14 protein-coding genes are annotated in these 14,556 nt (G+C 70.7%); 12 read left to right on the forward strand and 2 right to left on the reverse strand.

What is annotated here, in order from left to right; genetic code table 11:
* Positions 1-193 precede the first annotated feature (193 nt).
* Together ACZ7L5_RS12605 and ACZ7L5_RS12610 are read left to right on the forward strand one after the other, a co-directional pair.
* A complete protein-coding gene (locus tag ACZ7L5_RS12605; RefSeq protein ID WP_471516582.1) occupies positions 194-1,015 on the forward strand; it encodes a phosphatase PAP2 family protein in 822 nt (273 codons plus the stop codon).
* Positions 1,012-2,013, forward strand: coding sequence for a DMT family transporter (locus ACZ7L5_RS12610; RefSeq protein WP_471516583.1), 1,002 nt, complete (start codon positions 1,012-1,014; stop codon positions 2,011-2,013). The genes ACZ7L5_RS12605 and ACZ7L5_RS12610 overlap by 4 nt, the downstream gene beginning before the upstream one ends.
* Before the next feature lie 18 nt (positions 2,014-2,031).
* Here the strand turns inward: ACZ7L5_RS12610 and ACZ7L5_RS12615 are convergent, their stop codons facing one another.
* Complete coding sequence (locus ACZ7L5_RS12615; RefSeq protein ID WP_471516584.1) at positions 2,032-4,083, reverse strand: phosphocholine-specific phospholipase C; 2,052 nt, start codon at positions 4,081-4,083, stop codon at positions 2,032-2,034.
* 162 nt (positions 4,084-4,245) lie between these two features.
* Here ACZ7L5_RS12615 and ACZ7L5_RS12620 point away from each other — a divergent pair, with 162 nt between their 5' ends.
* The 7 genes from ACZ7L5_RS12620 to ACZ7L5_RS12650 all read left to right on the forward strand — a co-directional run bounded on the left by ACZ7L5_RS12620 (position 4,246) and on the right by ACZ7L5_RS12650 (position 11,063).
* A complete protein-coding gene (locus tag ACZ7L5_RS12620; RefSeq protein WP_471516585.1) occupies positions 4,246-5,544 on the forward strand; it encodes an MFS transporter in 1,299 nt (432 codons plus the stop codon).
* 69 nt (positions 5,545-5,613) lie between these two features.
* A complete protein-coding gene (locus ACZ7L5_RS12625) occupies positions 5,614-6,336 on the forward strand; it encodes a hypothetical protein (protein WP_471516586.1) in 723 nt (240 codons plus the stop codon).
* A 154-nt stretch (positions 6,337-6,490) separates the two neighbouring features.
* Entirely contained in the window at positions 6,491-7,018 is a 528-nt protein-coding gene (locus ACZ7L5_RS12630; protein ID WP_471516587.1) for a hypothetical protein, read from the forward strand.
* Positions 6,996-8,735 carry a ubiquinone-dependent pyruvate dehydrogenase gene (poxB, locus tag ACZ7L5_RS12635; protein WP_471516753.1) on the forward strand — a complete coding sequence of 580 codons (1,740 nt, stop codon included), beginning with the start codon at positions 6,996-6,998 and terminating at the stop codon, positions 8,733-8,735. Before ACZ7L5_RS12630 ends, poxB begins: the two co-directional genes overlap by 23 nt.
* Before the next feature lie 116 nt (positions 8,736-8,851).
* Positions 8,852-9,928 (forward strand): aromatic ring-hydroxylating dioxygenase subunit alpha, encoded by a 1,077-nt coding sequence (locus ACZ7L5_RS12640; protein ID WP_471516588.1) that lies wholly within the window; start codon positions 8,852-8,854, stop codon positions 9,926-9,928.
* A complete protein-coding gene (locus ACZ7L5_RS12645; protein WP_471516589.1) occupies positions 9,925-10,128 on the forward strand; it encodes a hypothetical protein in 204 nt (67 codons plus the stop codon). The genes ACZ7L5_RS12640 and ACZ7L5_RS12645 overlap by 4 nt, the downstream gene beginning before the upstream one ends.
* Positions 10,125-11,063: a PDR/VanB family oxidoreductase gene (locus tag ACZ7L5_RS12650; RefSeq protein ID WP_471516590.1), complete on the forward strand. Its 939-nt coding sequence runs from the start codon at positions 10,125-10,127 to the stop codon at positions 11,061-11,063. Before ACZ7L5_RS12645 ends, ACZ7L5_RS12650 begins: the two co-directional genes overlap by 4 nt.
* Here the strand turns inward: ACZ7L5_RS12650 and ACZ7L5_RS12655 are convergent.
* Positions 10,978-11,829 carry an IclR family transcriptional regulator domain-containing protein gene (locus tag ACZ7L5_RS12655; protein WP_471516754.1) on the reverse strand — a complete coding sequence of 284 codons (852 nt, stop codon included), beginning with the start codon at positions 11,827-11,829 and terminating at the stop codon, positions 10,978-10,980. The genes ACZ7L5_RS12650 and ACZ7L5_RS12655 overlap by 86 nt on opposite strands.
* Positions 11,830-12,035: 206 nt before the next feature.
* Between ACZ7L5_RS12655 and ACZ7L5_RS12660 the strand changes: the two genes are divergently transcribed.
* Genes ACZ7L5_RS12660 through ACZ7L5_RS12670 form a run of 3 tightly spaced genes read left to right on the forward strand, consistent with a single transcriptional unit; the run spans position 12,036 to position 14,550 of the window.
* Positions 12,036-13,004: an ABC transporter substrate-binding protein gene (locus ACZ7L5_RS12660; RefSeq protein ID WP_471516591.1), complete on the forward strand. Its 969-nt coding sequence runs from the start codon at positions 12,036-12,038 to the stop codon at positions 13,002-13,004.
* Positions 13,001-13,774, forward strand: coding sequence for an ABC transporter permease (locus ACZ7L5_RS12665; protein ID WP_471516592.1), 774 nt, complete (start codon positions 13,001-13,003; stop codon positions 13,772-13,774). The genes ACZ7L5_RS12660 and ACZ7L5_RS12665 overlap by 4 nt, the downstream gene beginning before the upstream one ends.
* Positions 13,771-14,550: an ABC transporter permease gene (locus tag ACZ7L5_RS12670; RefSeq protein ID WP_471516593.1), complete on the forward strand. Its 780-nt coding sequence runs from the start codon at positions 13,771-13,773 to the stop codon at positions 14,548-14,550. The genes ACZ7L5_RS12665 and ACZ7L5_RS12670 overlap by 4 nt, the downstream gene beginning before the upstream one ends.
* Positions 14,551-14,556 lie beyond the last annotated feature (6 nt).

Here is a 14,556-nt window from a genome sequence, read left to right on the forward strand (position 1 = left end):
GCCCGTATCGGTACAGTGGCGTATCGGTACAGCTGCGTTTCGGTACATTGGCGTATCGGTACGCCGCCGTACCGATGAGTTCGCCGAGCTCGTGGAGTCATGAGCCCGACAGCTCAGCCAGCGCCACCAAGCACCACTGCGCACCACCCAGCACCACCCAGCACCACCCACCGTCAGCGAAAGGGCCGGGGGAATGAATGCCCGCACCGAGCCTGCCCGGGCGGAGACCGACGCGACAGCGCGGCCTCCGCTCGTCCGGGAGCTCCTGCTCGTCGCAGGGCTCTTCCTCGTCTACAAGTGGGGCCGGCAGCTCGCCACGGGCCACACCGGCGAGGCCTTCCACAACGCCGACCGCGTGTGGGACCTGGAACGAGCCGCCCACCTGCCCGGCGAGGGCTCGGTGCAGAACCTGCTGCTGCACGGCGACACGCTCATACACATCGCGAACACCTATTACGCGACCGTCCACTTCCCGGCCACCGCGGCCTTCCTGATCTGGCTCTACCTGCGGCGCCCCGCGCACTACGTGCGGTCCCGCCGCGTCCTCGCCGTCGTCACCGCCGCCGCCCTGCTGGTGCACCTGACGTTCCCGCTCGCCCCGCCCCGCATGCTCGCCGCGGCCGGCCTGCTCGACACCGGGCAGGTGTACGGCCCCTCCGTGTACGGCCCGCCCGAGACCGACCACCTCTCGAACCAGTTCGCGGCGATGCCGTCGCTGCACTTCGGCTGGGCGCTGATGGTGGCGATCGGTCTGATCGTGGCGACCCGGTGGCGGTGGCGGTGGCTGTGGCTGCTGCACCCGCTGGTGACGCTGCTGGTGATCGTGGGCACGGCGAACCACTACTGGCTCGACGCGATCGTGGCCGCTGCCATGCTCGGCACAGCCCTCGCCGTTGTTCACCTTCCGCAGCGCACGGCGACGACGGCCGGACGCGGCGCCGACAGGCTCGTACCGGCGCCCCGCAGTGAGGAATCCGCCGACGACGAAGCCGTACTCGTGGGGGCGGGCCGATGAACGCCACCGTCCTCGCCGTCGTCCTGTCGCTGTTCTCCGCCGTCGCCTACGCCGCCGCGGCCGTGGCCCAGGAGCGGCTGGCTTCCCGCGCCGCGGGTTCCGGCCTGCTGCGGCTGCTGGGCTCCGGCGCCTGGTGGGGATCGGTCCTGCTCAACGGCTCCGGCGCGCTGCTGCACGTCGTGGCCCTCAAGTACGGTCCGCTGACCCTGGTGCAGCCGCTGGGCGCGCTCACCCTCGTGGCCGCGGTGCCGCTGGGTGCGCGCCTCGCCGGGCGGCGGGTCAGCGCGGTCGAGTGGCGCGGTACGGCGCTGACGCTCGCCGGGCTGGGCGCGATCCTCGTCACGGCGTCCGGGCCCGCGCCCGACGACGTGCTGAGCACGTCCGAGGCGGTGGCGGTCGCGGCGGTGACGGTGGCGCTGATCGGCATGCTGTCACGGCCGGGCGCCCGGCCGGGACTGCGGCACGCGACCGCGTCCGGATTCGCCTCCGGAGTGGCCTCGGCGCTCACGCAGACGGTGACGGTGGCCGCGGCGGACCACTCGGCCCCGCTGCTCAGTCTTCAGGTGGTCGGGGTGGCGTTGCTGGTCGCGGCCCTTGCGGCGAGCGGGCTGCTGCTGTCGCAGACCGCCTACCGCGGCGGCCTCGGCGCCCCGCTCGCGGTGGTGACGCTGGCCAACCCCATGGCGGCCGCGGTCATCGGGCTGGTCCTGCTCGGCGAACGCCTGCAGGGCGGCGCGGCGGGCATCCTGCTCGCGCTGGCCGGGGCGGGCCTTGCGTCCTGGGGCGTGGTACTGCTCAGCCGGGCGACGCCCGATCCCGCCTCCTCCCCGGCACCTGCCACGCCCGCCCCCGCCACGGACGACGACCACCCCGTCGCCGCCGTACTGGCCCTGGAGGCCGAGAGGTCGGCGGCACGGGCGCCGGCGCCCGAGTCGCCTGCCCCGGCACCGGCGTTGGTGCCCCGGCAACCGGAGCCGGGGCACCTCACAGCGCACTGAGCAGAGCTGCGATCCGGACTAGTCCGTGATGGTCGCCGGGTCACTCACGCCCGGCCGCCCGTTCTCGACGTGCCCGGCGAAGCGCCGCAGGAACCTCGGGTCGGCGTCGGTGGTGACGGTCAGGTCGTACCAGCGCCGGCTCCCCTGCAGGTCGACCGTGCGGCGCACGGTGCCGCCGGGCCGCACCGTCACCGTCGCGGGGCGACCGCCGTACCCGTTGGCGATCTTCAGGCGAACGCTCGCCGTGCCCTTGTTGGTGAAGGTCAGCTCGATGTCGTCGCCCTTGTGGCGGGCGGTGACCTCGGGACCGGCCGTCTTGTTCGAGCCCTTGAAGTAGCGCACGAATCCGTTGGGGCCGTGGACGGTCAGGTCGTACGAGCCGTTCGAGTACGCCGAGTTCCAGGTGTCCGCGATGCTCTTGCCGGCCTCGGTGGTGTACATCCAGGGGCCGTCGGTGCGGTTGCCCGAGGTGATGTGGAAGGCGGCACCGGCCTTGGCCCCGGAGGCGAAGGACAGCGTGAACTTGCCGGCCGCCGCGTCCACGGAACCGTCCACGTGCGGGGCGTACTTGAGCGGACGGGCCCGACGCAGACCGCGCTCCTGCTTCGGCATGGCGGGGTCGGCCGGCGGCGTCGGCTTGTAGTCGGGGTGCCGCTCGCGGTCCGGCGGCTCGTACTCGTCCGTCTCGGGCAGCGCGGCCGGGCGGCTGTCCTTGCAGGAGAAGTCGAAGGCCGAGGTCAGGTCGCCGCAGATGGCCCGGCGCCAGGGGGAGATGTTGGTCTCCTTGACGCCGAAGCGGCGCTCCATGAACTGCAGGATCGAGGTGTGGTCGAGGGTCTCGGAGCAGACGTAACCGCCCTTGCTCCACGGCGAGACGACCAGCATCGGCACTCGCGGTCCGAGGCCGTAGGGACCTGCCGGACGCTTGCTGTCGCCCTTGTAGAGGTCGAGCGAGACGTCGACGGTGGACTTGCCCTTGGAGGCGTCCTTCGGGGGGAGCGGCGGCACCACGTGGTCGAAGAAGCCGTCGTTCTCGTCGAAGGTGATGAACAGGGCCGTCTTCGACCAGACCTCCGGGTTGGAGGTGAGGGCGTCCAGGACCTGGGCGATGTACCAGGCGCCGTAGTTCGAGGGCCAGTTGGAGTGCTCGGTGAAGGCCTCGGGGGCGGCGATCCAGGAGATCTGCGGCAGCTTGCCGGCCTTGACGTCGGCCTCCAGCTGGTCGAAGTAGCCGTCGCCGCTCTTGACGTCGGTGCCGGTGCGGGCCTTGTCGAACCAGGGGTCGCCGGGCTTGGCGTTGCGGTACTTGTTGAAGTACAGCAGCGAGTTGTCGCCGTAGTTGCCGCGGTACGCGTCCTCGATCCAGCCCCAGGAGCCGGCCGCGTCCAGGCCGTCGCCGATGTCCTGGTAGATCTTCCAGGAGACGCCCGCCTGCTCCAGGCGCTCGGGGTACGTGGTCCAGCCGTAGCCGAGTTCGTCGTTGCCGAGGACCGGGCCGCCGCCGGTGCCGTCGTTGCCCGTGTAGCCCGACCACATGTAGTAGCGGTTCGGGTCGGTGGAGCCGATGAACGAGCAGTGGTAGGCGTCGCAGATGGTGAAGGCGTCGGCGAGGGCGTAGTGGAAGGGGATGTCCTCGCGGTTCAGGTACGCCATGGTCGTGGTGCCCTTGGCGGGGACCCACTTGTCGTACTTTCCGCCGTTGTACGCCTGCTGACCGTCGTTCCAGCCGTGCGGCAGGCCCTCCAGGAACTGCATCCCGAGGTCGTCGGCGTCCGGGTGGAACGGCAGGACGTCCTTGGTGCCGTTCGACTGGTGCCAGATCGACTTGCCGCCGTCCTGCGCCACCGGGCGCGGGTCGCCGAAGCCGCGGACGCCGCGCAGCTTGCCGAAGTAGTGGTCGAAGGAACGGTTCTCCTGCATCAGGACGACGATGTGCTCGACGTCCTCCATCGACCCCGTTCGGTGGTTCGCCGGGAGGGCGGCGGCCCGCTGGATGCTGCTCGACAGAGCAGTGAACGCCGTGGTCGCGCCCGCGACTTGAAGGAATCGGCGGCGATTGACTTCGGGCATGAGTGAGGGACCTCTTCCCATAGGGGGTGATGTGACCGGACGGCATGTGACGGAATGCGCGCGGAAGGAGTGTTCCAGGAGCACCAAACGTCAGGGAAGGGTCCGGTGGCGCTTGTGTGAAAGTCGTCGGTACGTGAGGTGTGCCGGGATCGGGACGCGGGGATGGTCGCGATCATGACAGAGACGACGCGCACGGTTTCCCCGCCGACGAAACGGCCCGTACGCCAGCTCCTCGCCGCCTCCGTCGGCAACGCCGTGGAGTGGTACGACTGGTACGCCTACACGTTCCTCGCCACCTACATCGCGGCCGAGGTCTTCCCCAAGAGTGCCGACAACTCCCTCGTGCCGCTGCTCTCGACATTCGCGGTCTTCGCCGTGGGCTTCTTCATGCGGCCGGTGGGCGGGCTGGTGATGGGCGCGATCGCCGACCGCCGCGGGCGGCGCGCCGCGCTGACGGCCACCATCCTCCTGATGGGCGGCAGCAGCCTGCTGGTCGGCCTGACCCCGACCTACGGGACCGCAGGCGTCCTCGCTCCGGTGATCCTGGTCCTCGCCCGCCTCCTCCAAGGCCTCTCCGTGGGCGGCGAGTTCGCGGCGTCGACGACCTTCCTGGTGGAGTCGGCGGGACCGGGCCGCCGCGGGCTGTTCTCCAGCTTCCAGTACGTGTCGACGACGGTCGGCCAGCTGGTCGCCTCCGGCATCGCGACGCTGCTCGTGGCCACGCTGAGCGACGGGCAGATGAACGGCTGGGGCTGGCGGGTGCCGTTCGTCCTCGGTGCCGTACTCAGCCTGGTCGGCTTCTGGATCCGGCAGGGCGCCCAGGAGACGCGGAGCGCCGAGCAGCGACAGGCCCCGCGCCCCGGCCTGTTCGAGGCGCTGCGCCGCCACCCCCGCCAGTCCCTGCTGATCTGCGGGATCACCGCGGGCGGCACGATCGCGTACTACACATGGACCTCGTACCTGCCGACGTACGCCGAACTCAACGCGGGCATCGAGAAATCCGACGCGCTGCTCGCGGGCACGATCTCGCTCGCCTTCTTCGCCCTGCTCCAGCCCCTCGGCGGTCTCCTCTCCGACCGCTTCGGCCGCCGCCCCCTCCTCCTCTTCTTCGGCCTGGGCTTCGCCCTCCTCACCGTCCCGCTGCTGCACGCCCTGCGCGACTCGTTCGCGGTTCTGCTGCTCGTGCAGTGCGCGGGCATGGTCCTGCTGACCGGGTTCACGTCGATCAGCGCGGCCGTGAACGCCGAGGTGTTTCCGCCCCGGGTGCGGGCGGCGGGCATCGGGTTCCCGTACTCACTGACGGTCGCGATGTTCGGCGGTACGGCGCCGTACGTCGGCACGCTGTTCAAGGAGCTGGGTCACGCGGACCTGTTCCCCTGGTACGTCGCCGCGCTGTGCCTCGGCTCGTCGCTCGTGTACCTGCGCCTTCCGGAGACGGCCCACAAGCCTCTGGAGCGCTGAGCCACGCGGCGTATACCCGGACGGAGGGGCTCGCCCTGGCGGCGAAGAACTTGTGGTGAGGTGGGGATCATGACGACGAGTGACGCGATCGTGGTGCCCGGGCTGTACATCGGCTACCCCGAGGTGGCCTTCGGCGGCTACGTCGCCGGTGTGCTGGCGGAGCGGTCCGGGGCACGGACGGTTCGCGTGGACTTCCGTGGGCCGGTGCCGGTCGAGGTGCCCGTGCGGATCGCCGAGACGGCGGACGGTGGCGTGGAGTTGGGTGAGGCCGACCGCCCCCTCGCCGCGGCACGCCCCGCCGAGCTGCCGGTCGACGCGCCTGCTGCGCCCACCTGGGACGAGTCGGCCGCCGCGGCCGAGAGGTTCCGGGCGGCGCCGCCGGCGGGTGTGGTCGACTGCTTCGGCTGCGGCCTGCGTACCGTCGACCGCGGTCTGCGGGTGCACGGCACGCCGGTGCCGGAGCTCGGCCTGGTGGCCTCCGCCTGGACCCCGTCACCGGCCTTCGCCGGCCCGGACGGCCGGCTCCCGGCCCCGCTGGTCTGGGGCGCCCTGGACTGCCCGGGACACTGGGCGGGCCGCTTCCTCGGCACGCTGCGCCCGGGAGCGGTCACCGCCTCGCTCACGGGCACGATTCTGCGGCCGGTCGCCGTCGGTGAGCCGTACATCTCGTACGCGTGGCTGCGGTCGGAGTCCGGACGCAAGCACACCATGGGCGTGGCACTCGCGACGGCCGGGGGCGAACTGTGCGCCGTCTCCGAAGCGTTGTGGATCGACCCGAGGCCCGCCCCCTGAAACCGCCCCTGCCCGAGCTCGTCGTCCCGTGGCGTGGGAGGCGGAGGTGGCGCATGGTGGAGGTAGGGAGCGGGTCAGCGGGTCCCCCTGCGTTCCGCGGGCTGCGGGGCGGTCCGGCGTGCCCGGCTCCCGAACAGGCGGGAGGAGGACTGCCATGGTGCGTGCCACAGGCCCACTGCTCTACGGAGCCGCCGCCGGGGCCGCGGGTACGACTGCGCTCAACGTGGTCAGCTACGGCGACATGGTCGTGCGGGGCCGGGCGGCAAGCTCCACACCCGAGACAACCGTGCGCAAGCTGGCGGAGAAGCTTCACCTGCGCATCCCCGGCGAGGGTGCGGCCCAGGAGAACCGCATTACGGCTCTCGGCGCCCTGACCGGCCTGGCCGCCGGGACCGGTATGGGCGTGGTGCTGGGGCTGGCGCATGCAGCCGGGTGGCGTCCTGCTCCGAGCGCCCAGTACGCGGTGGCCGTGGTGGGGGCTTTGGTGGCCACCAACGGGCCCATGACCGTACTGGGGGTGACCGACCCCCGGACCTGGGCCGCAGCCGACTGGGCTGCCGACATCGTTCCCCACCTCGCCTACGCGCTGGTGACGGTGAGTGTGTTCAACCGGCTCCTCGGCCCAACGCCCAGCGCAACCCGGGGCAGGAGGGCGTCACATCGTGGCCGACACTGTTGCTGACCTCATCGTCTCCACGCTCAAGGCGTCAGGCGTGCGCCGGGTGTACGGTCTGCCCGGCGACTCCCTCAACGGCTTCACCGACGCGCTGCGCCGTGACGGCACCATCGCGTGGGGGCATGTCCGGCACGAAGAGGCCGCCGCCTTCGCCGCCGCTGCCGAGGCAGGCGTGACCGGACGGCTCGCGGTCGCGGCCGGCAGTTGCGGGCCGGGCAACCTGCACCTGATCAACGGGCTGTTCGACGCGCAGCGCAGCCGGGTGCCGGTGCTCGCGGTGGCCGCGCAGATTCCCCAGGAGCAGATCGGCAGCGAGTACTTCCAAGAGACGCATCCGCAGCTGCTGTTCCGCGAATGCAGCGTGTACTGCGAACTGGCGAGCATTCCGGAGCAGGTGCCCTGGCTCCTGGCGACGGCTGTCCGCACCGCCCTCGAACGCAGCGGAGTGGCGGTGCTGGTCGTCCCCGGAGAACTGTTCCTGGCGCCGGCGCCCGACAGGCCCGCTCAGCACCCGGTGCTCAAGACGTCGTCCCACATCCGGCCGGACGACGCCTCGCTGGCCCGTGCGGCGCAGGTCCTCAACGCGGCCGACCGGGTGACGATCCTGGCCGGGGCCGGCTGCCAGGGGGCGCACGACGAGACCGTGGCACTGGCCGAGGCGCTGAAGGCACCCATGGTGCACTCGCTGCGGGGCAAGGAGTTCCTGGAGTACGACAACCCTTACGACGTGGGACTGACCGGGTTGATCGGCTACAGCTCGGGCTACCGGGCGATGGAGCACTGCGACGCGCTGCTGATGCTGGGCACCGACTTCCCCTACCGCTCGTTCTACCCGCGCAAGGCGTCCGTCGTGCAGGTCGACGTGCGCGGCGAGCACATCGGCCGTCGTACGCCGGTGGAGGTACCCCTGGTCGGCACCGTCAAGGACACCGCCCAGGCGCTGCTTCCGCTCCTCGAACGCCGAGGCGACGACAGCTTCCTGAACACGATGACCCACCACTATCAGCGGGTGCGCTCGCGTCTGGACCGGCTGGGCGAGGCCAAGCCCACCGACTCCCCGCTGCACCCGCAGTACGTCGCCGCCACCGTCGACCGCCTGGCAGCCGGCGACGCGGCCTTCACCGCCGACGTCGGCACACCCACCGTATGGGCGGCGCGCTACCTGCGCATGAACGGGGCTCGGCGGCTCATCGGCTCCTTCAACCACGGTTCGATGGCCAACGCTCTGCCCCACGCGATCGGGATTCAGGCCAGCCATCCGGGCCGCCAGGTGATCGCGCTCTCGGGTGACGGTGGCCTCGCGATGCTGCTCGGCGAGCTGAGCACACTGCGGCAGCTGTACCTCCCGGTGAAGGTCGTCGTCTTCAACAACTCGGCCCTGGGTTTCGTCGAGTTGGAGATGAAGGCCGCGGGCGTCGTCACCTACGGCACCGGTCTGGAGAATCCTGATTTCAGCGCCCTGGCCCGCGCAGCCGGCCTGCACGCGTCCCGCGTCCGGCGCGCGGACGAGTTGGAGGACGCGTTGCGGGAGGCCTTCGCACACGACGGGCCCGCACTGGTCGACGTGCACACCGAGCGCCAGGAGCTCTCGCTGCCTCCCAAACTCACGCTTGAGCAGATCAAAGGCTTCACGCTGTTCGCCACCCGCACCGTCCTCTCCGGACGCGGTGACGAGGTCCTTGAGCTCACCAGGACCAATCTGCGTCAGCTCAGCCTTGAGTAGGGGCTGCCCTTCCGTCTGGCAGAAGTCGCCTTGCGCGGCGGGCGCGGCCGTCACGACCCTGATGCCAACCACGGCACGCGGGGCGACGAAGCCCCGCCGACAGGGACGGGAACCCCATGCCTCACACCACCGCCTTCGCCAGGAACCAGTGGTACGTCGCCGCATACAGCCATGAGGTCGGACGCGAGCTGCTCGGTCGGACCGTCCTCGGAGAAACCCTCGTGCTCTACCGCACGGAGGAGGACGGGACGCCGGTCGTCCTGCACGACCGCTGCGTGCACCGCCGCTACCCGCTGTCCGAGGCGCCGACCCGGCTCGACGGTGACCGGATCGTGTGCGGGTACCACGGGTTCACGTACGACACCACCGGTACGTGTGTGTATGTGCCGGGACAGAAACGCGTTCCGCGCACCGCGCGTGTCGCCTCGTACCCGGTCGTCGAGCAGGACTCCCTGATCTGGGTGTGGATCGGTGACCCGGCGCTCGCCGACCCGCAGAGCATCCCGCGGGCCGGGCACCTCGACTCCCCCGGCTGGGTCACCGTGCGCGGCATGGAGCCGATCGACTGTGACTACGGCCTGCTGGTCGACAACCTTCTCGACCTCTCCCACGAGACCTATCTCCACGGCGGCTACATCGGCACCCCCGAAGTCGCCGAGACCCCGATCTCCACCGAGGTCGACGAGGGCGCCGGCATCGTCCGGGTCAGCCGGCACATGGACGACGCCGAGTGCCCGCCGTTCTACGCCAGGTCGACCGGCATGGAGGGCAGGATCACGCGCTGGCAGGACATCGAGTACCACGCCCCGTGCCTGTATCTGCTGCACAGCCGTATCGCCCCGGTCGGCGTGCTGCCCGAGGCGGACGGCAGCGACCCGGACGGCTTCCACACCGAGATCACGTACGCCATCACGCCGTCCGGCGACGGCAAGGTGTACGACTTCTGGGCGGTCTCGCGGGACTGGGCAACGGACGACGCCGAGGTCACCGAGTTCCTGCGCGGCAACAACCACACGGTCGTCATGCAGGACGTCACCGCCCTCAACCTGCTCCAGCAGACCCTCGGCACCGAGCGCCACGGCTACCAGGAGCTGAGCATCAACATCGACACCGGCGGCCTGGCGGCCCGCCGTATCCTCGCCCGGCTGGTCGAGGAGGGCGCGAGGCCGATGGAGACGGAGAAGGTCCAGTGAGCAGCCCCACCGGCGAGATCTACCGCATCGACTGGCTGCCGGGCACCGACGTCCTGCACGGCACCTGTCACTGCGGACGCGAGCACACCGCGCAGGACCCGGTGGAGATGTGGGAGTGGATGCTCGCCCACCCCCGGGGGCACCGGCTCCAGGGACACGAGGGAGACGACGGACACGAGCCGCGAGGAACCAGTTCATGAACGACGTGTACGAATCCGAACTCGTCGTCACCCGCAGGGAGTTCGCGGCCGACGGCGTCCTCGCCCTCACGCTGCGCCACCCGCTGGGCGAGCAGCTCCCCGCGTGGGAACCCGGCGCGCACATCGACGTCTTGCTCGGGCCGGAGCTGGAGCGCCAGTACTCGCTGTGCGGCGACCCGGCCGATCGCACCGCCTGGCGGATCGCCGTGCTGCGGGAGCCGGACGGGCGCGGCGGATCCGCCCATGTGCACGAGCAGGTGGGCCAGGGCCGCAAGGTACGGGTGCGCGGGCCGCGCAATCACTTCCGGCTGGAGCCCGCTTCCCGCTACGTCTTCGTCGCCGGCGGCATCGGCATCACCCCGATCCTGCCCATGGTGGCCGCGGCGGAGGCGGCGGGTGCCGCGTGGATTTTGCTGTACGGCGGGCGGACCCGTCAATCCATGGCGTTCGCCGAGGAGTTGGGGCCGTACGGCGAGCGGGTGACCGTCGCTCCGCAGGACGAGTCCGGGCTGCTGGACCTGGCCTCGGTGCTCGACGACCTCCCGACCGGCACCCTCGTCTACTGCTGCGGCCCCGGCCCCCTGCTGGACGCCGTCGAGGCGCGGTGCCGGTCGGAGGTGCTGCGTGTCGAAAGGTTCCAGGCGAAGGAGCAACCGGCCGGCGAGGACGGGGAGTTCGACGTCGAGCTGGCCCAGAGCGGCCTGACGCTCACCGTCGCGCCGGGCGTCTCCGTCCTCGACACCGTGCGCGCCGCCGGCATCGAGGTGCTGTTCTCCTGCACGGAGGGCACCTGCGGCACCTGTGAGACCGACGTCCTCGACGGAACTCCCGAACATCTGGACTCCGTGCTCACGCGGGAGGAGCAGGAGAGCGGCGAGACGATGATGATCTGTGTGTCCCGCTGCCGGGGGAAGCGGCTCGTCCTGGACTTGTGATGGTGAGGTCGCCCTCGATCCCGGCGACGGTCGCCAGCAAGTGCGGCAGCAGGTCGCTGCGCACGGAGTCGGCCGAGTTGCGCCCGGCGTGCACGGCGATGTTGACGGCCGCGACCACCTCGCCGTCCCGGTCCCGCACCGGGGCGGCGACCGACCTGAGGCCCTCCTCCAGCTCCTGGTCGACGACGGCGTAGCCCTGCCGGCGCACGCGGCCCAGTTCCGCGCGCAGGGCGCGAGGCGAGGTGATCGTGCGGGCGGTGAGGGGCTTCAACTCGGCGTGCTCCAACCTGCGTTCCACCTCTTCGTCCGGCAGATGAGCGAGGATCACCCGGCCCACGGACGTCACGTACGCCGGGAAGCGCGTACCGACCGTGATCGACGCCGTCATGATGCGACGGGTCGGCACTCGCACCACGTACACGATGTCGTCGCCGTCGAGGACGCACAGGGACGACGACTCCCGTACCTGCGCGACGAGTTGCTCGAGATGCGGTTCGGCGATCTGGGGCAGGGTGTAGCTGGAGAGGTAGGAGTAGCCGAGTTCCAGCACGCGCGGGGTGAGGCGGAAGAGCCGGCCGTCCTGGTGGACGTAGCCGAGGTCGGCGAGGGTCAGCAGCAGCCGGCGGGCGGCGGCACGGGTCAGGTCGCAGGTGTGGGCGACCTCGCTGAGCGTGCGGGCGGGATGGTCGGCGTCGAAGCAGCGGATGACGGCGAGGCCGCGCTCGAAGGACTTCACGAAGTGTGGTGCGCGGTCTGCCGGAAGCATCGCCACCTCCAATAGTGTCAACAATGTTGTCGGCGACACACACCGGTGCCGACCCGCCCCGTCCCGACCCGTCCCGCTCCGGCCGGCCAATTGCCCTGTCTCCGTTGAGACTTCTACCTTCCCGCAGGGCATTCCCGCGCACTACTGTGCGCCTTGCGCACAACCTGTCGGAACACCGCTGCACCGTTGTCTGTACAGGAGGAGCCATGCGTCGTCTGTCGGCCGGTCTCACCGCCGGCGCCCTGCTGCTCGTCGCGACGGCCTGTGGCTCGTCCGACGACGGCTCGCCGGACGCGGGCGCGTCGTCCGGCGGAGTCACCACCGTCAAGCTCGGAGTCATCCCGATCGTCGATGTCGCGCCGCTGTATCTCGGCCAGCAGAAGGGGCTGTTCGAAAAGCACGGCCTCAAGCTGGAGTTCACGACCGCTCAGGGCGGCGCGGCGATCGTGCCCGGCGTGGTCAGCGGGCAGTTCCAGTTCGGGTTCAGCAACGTGACGTCGCTGATGGTCGCGCAGACCAACGGTGTCCCCGTGAAGGCCGTCGCCAACGGCATCGCGTCGACCGGCGTGCGGGGCAAGGACTTCAACGGCCTCATGATCAAGAAGGACAGCCCCGTCAAGTCGGCGAAGGAGCTGGAGGGCAAGAAGGTCGCCATCAACACCCTGAAGAACATCAACGAGACCGCGGTGCGGCAGGCGGTGCGCGAGGCGGGCGGCGACCCCGACAAGGTCAAGCTCGTCGAGATGGCATTCGACCAGATGCCCGCCGCCCTCGACCAGGGCCAGATCGACGCCGCGTGCGTGGTCGAGCCGGCGACCGCCACCATCAGGAGCCAGGGTGGCCGCGAGATCGCCTCGCCGTTGATCGACGTCGCGCCGGAACTCACCGTCGCGATGTACTTCACCTCCACGCAGTACGCGCAGCAGAACCCGGACGTGGTGAAGAAGTTCCAGGAGGCCACCGCCGAGTCCCTCGCCTACGCCGAGGCCCACCCGGACGAGGCCCGGCAGATCGTCACGACGTACACCAAGATCCCGGCGGCGGTGCTGGAGCAGGTCGTCCTCCCGAAGTGGCCGGCCGAGCCGAACCGTTCCTCCATCGAGGCCCTCATGAAGCTCGGCGAGGAGGACGGCCTCTTCAAGGAGACGCCCGACCTGGATGCCCTGCTGCCGTGAAGGGCGTGAACGTCGCACTCGGTGCGGCAGGCCTCTCGGCCTTCCTCGCCCTGGGCGAGGCGGTGCCACGGCTCGGTCTGGTCAAGGAGGCCTACTTCCCGCCGACCAGCCGCATCGCGAGGGCGCTCGCGGACGAGGTCACCGACTCGGTCTTCTGGAGCGCCCTCGGCGACACGCTCACCGGCTGGGCGCTGGGCCTGGCGATCGCGTCCTGCGCGGGCATCGTGGTGGGCGTGGTCGTCTCGGTCGTGCCGTATCTGCGTGAGGTGACGTCCTCCACGATCGAGTTCCTGCGCCCGATCCCGTCGGTCGCCCTGATCCCGCTCGCGGTACTGCTGTACGGCACCGAACTGCGCTCGGTGCTCCTGCTCGTCGTCTACGCCTCGTTCTGGCAGGTGCTGATCCAGGTGCTGTACGGCGTCCAGGACGTCGACCCCGTCGCCGACGAGACGGCGCGGTCGTACGGCCTCGGCACCTGGGCGCGGGTCCGGCATGTGCTGTGGCCGACCGCGCTGCCGTACGTTATGACCGGTGTGCGGCTGGCGGCGGCCGTCGCGCTGATCCTCGCCATCACCGCCGAACTCATCATCGGAGCCCCGGGGTTGGGCAAGCTCATCGGAGTGGCGCAGGCCTCGCAGGCCGTGCCCGAGATGTATGCGCTGATCGTGGTGACCGGGCTGCTCGGGCTGCTGATCAATGTGGGCGCGCGGACGGTGGAGCGGCGTGCGCTGGCGTGGCATCAGTCGGTGCGCGGGGAGGTGGCGGTGTGACGCGCGTGCTGCTGCGGCTGGTGATCGTGTGCGCGCTGCCGGCGGTGCTGGTCACGGTCTGGTGGGTGGCCTCGGCCGGCAGCACGGACGTGTACTGGCCGCCCCTGCGGACGATCCTGGAGGCCTTCCCGGACGTATGGACGGCCCAGCGGCTGCGTGCGGACGTCCTGCCCAGCGTGCTGCGGCTGACGGGCGGCTACGCGTTGGCGGCCGTGGTGGGCGTGGCCCTCGGTACCGTCATCGGCTCCTACCGGCGGGTGCGTGCGGTGTGCGAGCCGGTCCTGGAGTTCCTGCGGGCGGTGCCGCCGCCGGTGCTGGTGCCGGTCATCATGCTGTTCGCGGGCATCGGCGACACCATGAAGGTCACGGTGATCGCGAGCGGCTGCGTGTGGCCGGTCCTGCTCAACACGGTCGAGGGCGTGCGGGCGGTGGACCCGGTGCTGGCGGAGACGGCACGGTCGTACGGCATCACGGGCGTGGCGCGGCTGCGGAAGGTTGTCCTGCGCTCGGCGAGCCCGCAGATCTTCGCGGGCCTGCGCCAGGCTCTGTCCATCGGCATCATCCTCATGGTGATCAGCGAGATGTTCGCCGCCAGCAACGGGCTCGGCTTCACCATCGTCCAGTTCCAGCGCGGTTTCGCGATCCCGGACATGTGGACCGGCATTCTCGTGCTCGGCCTGCTCGGCTTCGTGCTGTCGGTCGTCTTCCAGTTGGTCGAGCGGCGGGTGCTCGGCTGGTACCACGGTCTGCGCGCCTCGGCCCGGCGCTCGCCGTGAACCTCG

It is taken from the genome of Streptomyces sp. NPDC107528 (genome assembly GCF_055639295.1).

Excerpts from the sequence above, each read along its gene's own strand:
- ACZ7L5_RS12610 (WP_471516583.1), top strand. The coding sequence starts at position 1,012 with ATGAACGCCACCGTCCTCGCCGTCGTCCTGTCGCTGTTCTCCGCCGTC.
- ACZ7L5_RS12660 (WP_471516591.1), top strand. The coding sequence starts at position 12,036 with ATGCGTCGTCTGTCGGCCGGTCTCACCGCCGGCGCCCTGCTGCTCGTC.
- ACZ7L5_RS12655 (WP_471516754.1), bottom strand. The coding sequence starts at position 11,829 with ATGCTTCCGGCAGACCGCGCACCACACTTCGTGAAGTCCTTCGAGCGC.
- ACZ7L5_RS12630 (WP_471516587.1), top strand. The coding sequence starts at position 6,491 with ATGGTGCGTGCCACAGGCCCACTGCTCTACGGAGCCGCCGCCGGGGCC.
- ACZ7L5_RS12620 (WP_471516585.1), top strand. The coding sequence starts at position 4,246 with ATGGTCGCGATCATGACAGAGACGACGCGCACGGTTTCCCCGCCGACG.
- ACZ7L5_RS12650 (WP_471516590.1), top strand. The coding sequence starts at position 10,125 with ATGAACGACGTGTACGAATCCGAACTCGTCGTCACCCGCAGGGAGTTC.
- ACZ7L5_RS12640 (WP_471516588.1), top strand. The coding sequence starts at position 8,852 with ATGCCTCACACCACCGCCTTCGCCAGGAACCAGTGGTACGTCGCCGCA.
- ACZ7L5_RS12625 (WP_471516586.1), top strand. The coding sequence starts at position 5,614 with ATGACGACGAGTGACGCGATCGTGGTGCCCGGGCTGTACATCGGCTAC.
- ACZ7L5_RS12605 (WP_471516582.1), top strand. The coding sequence starts at position 194 with ATGAATGCCCGCACCGAGCCTGCCCGGGCGGAGACCGACGCGACAGCG.
- ACZ7L5_RS12615 (WP_471516584.1), bottom strand. The coding sequence starts at position 4,083 with ATGCCCGAAGTCAATCGCCGCCGATTCCTTCAAGTCGCGGGCGCGACC.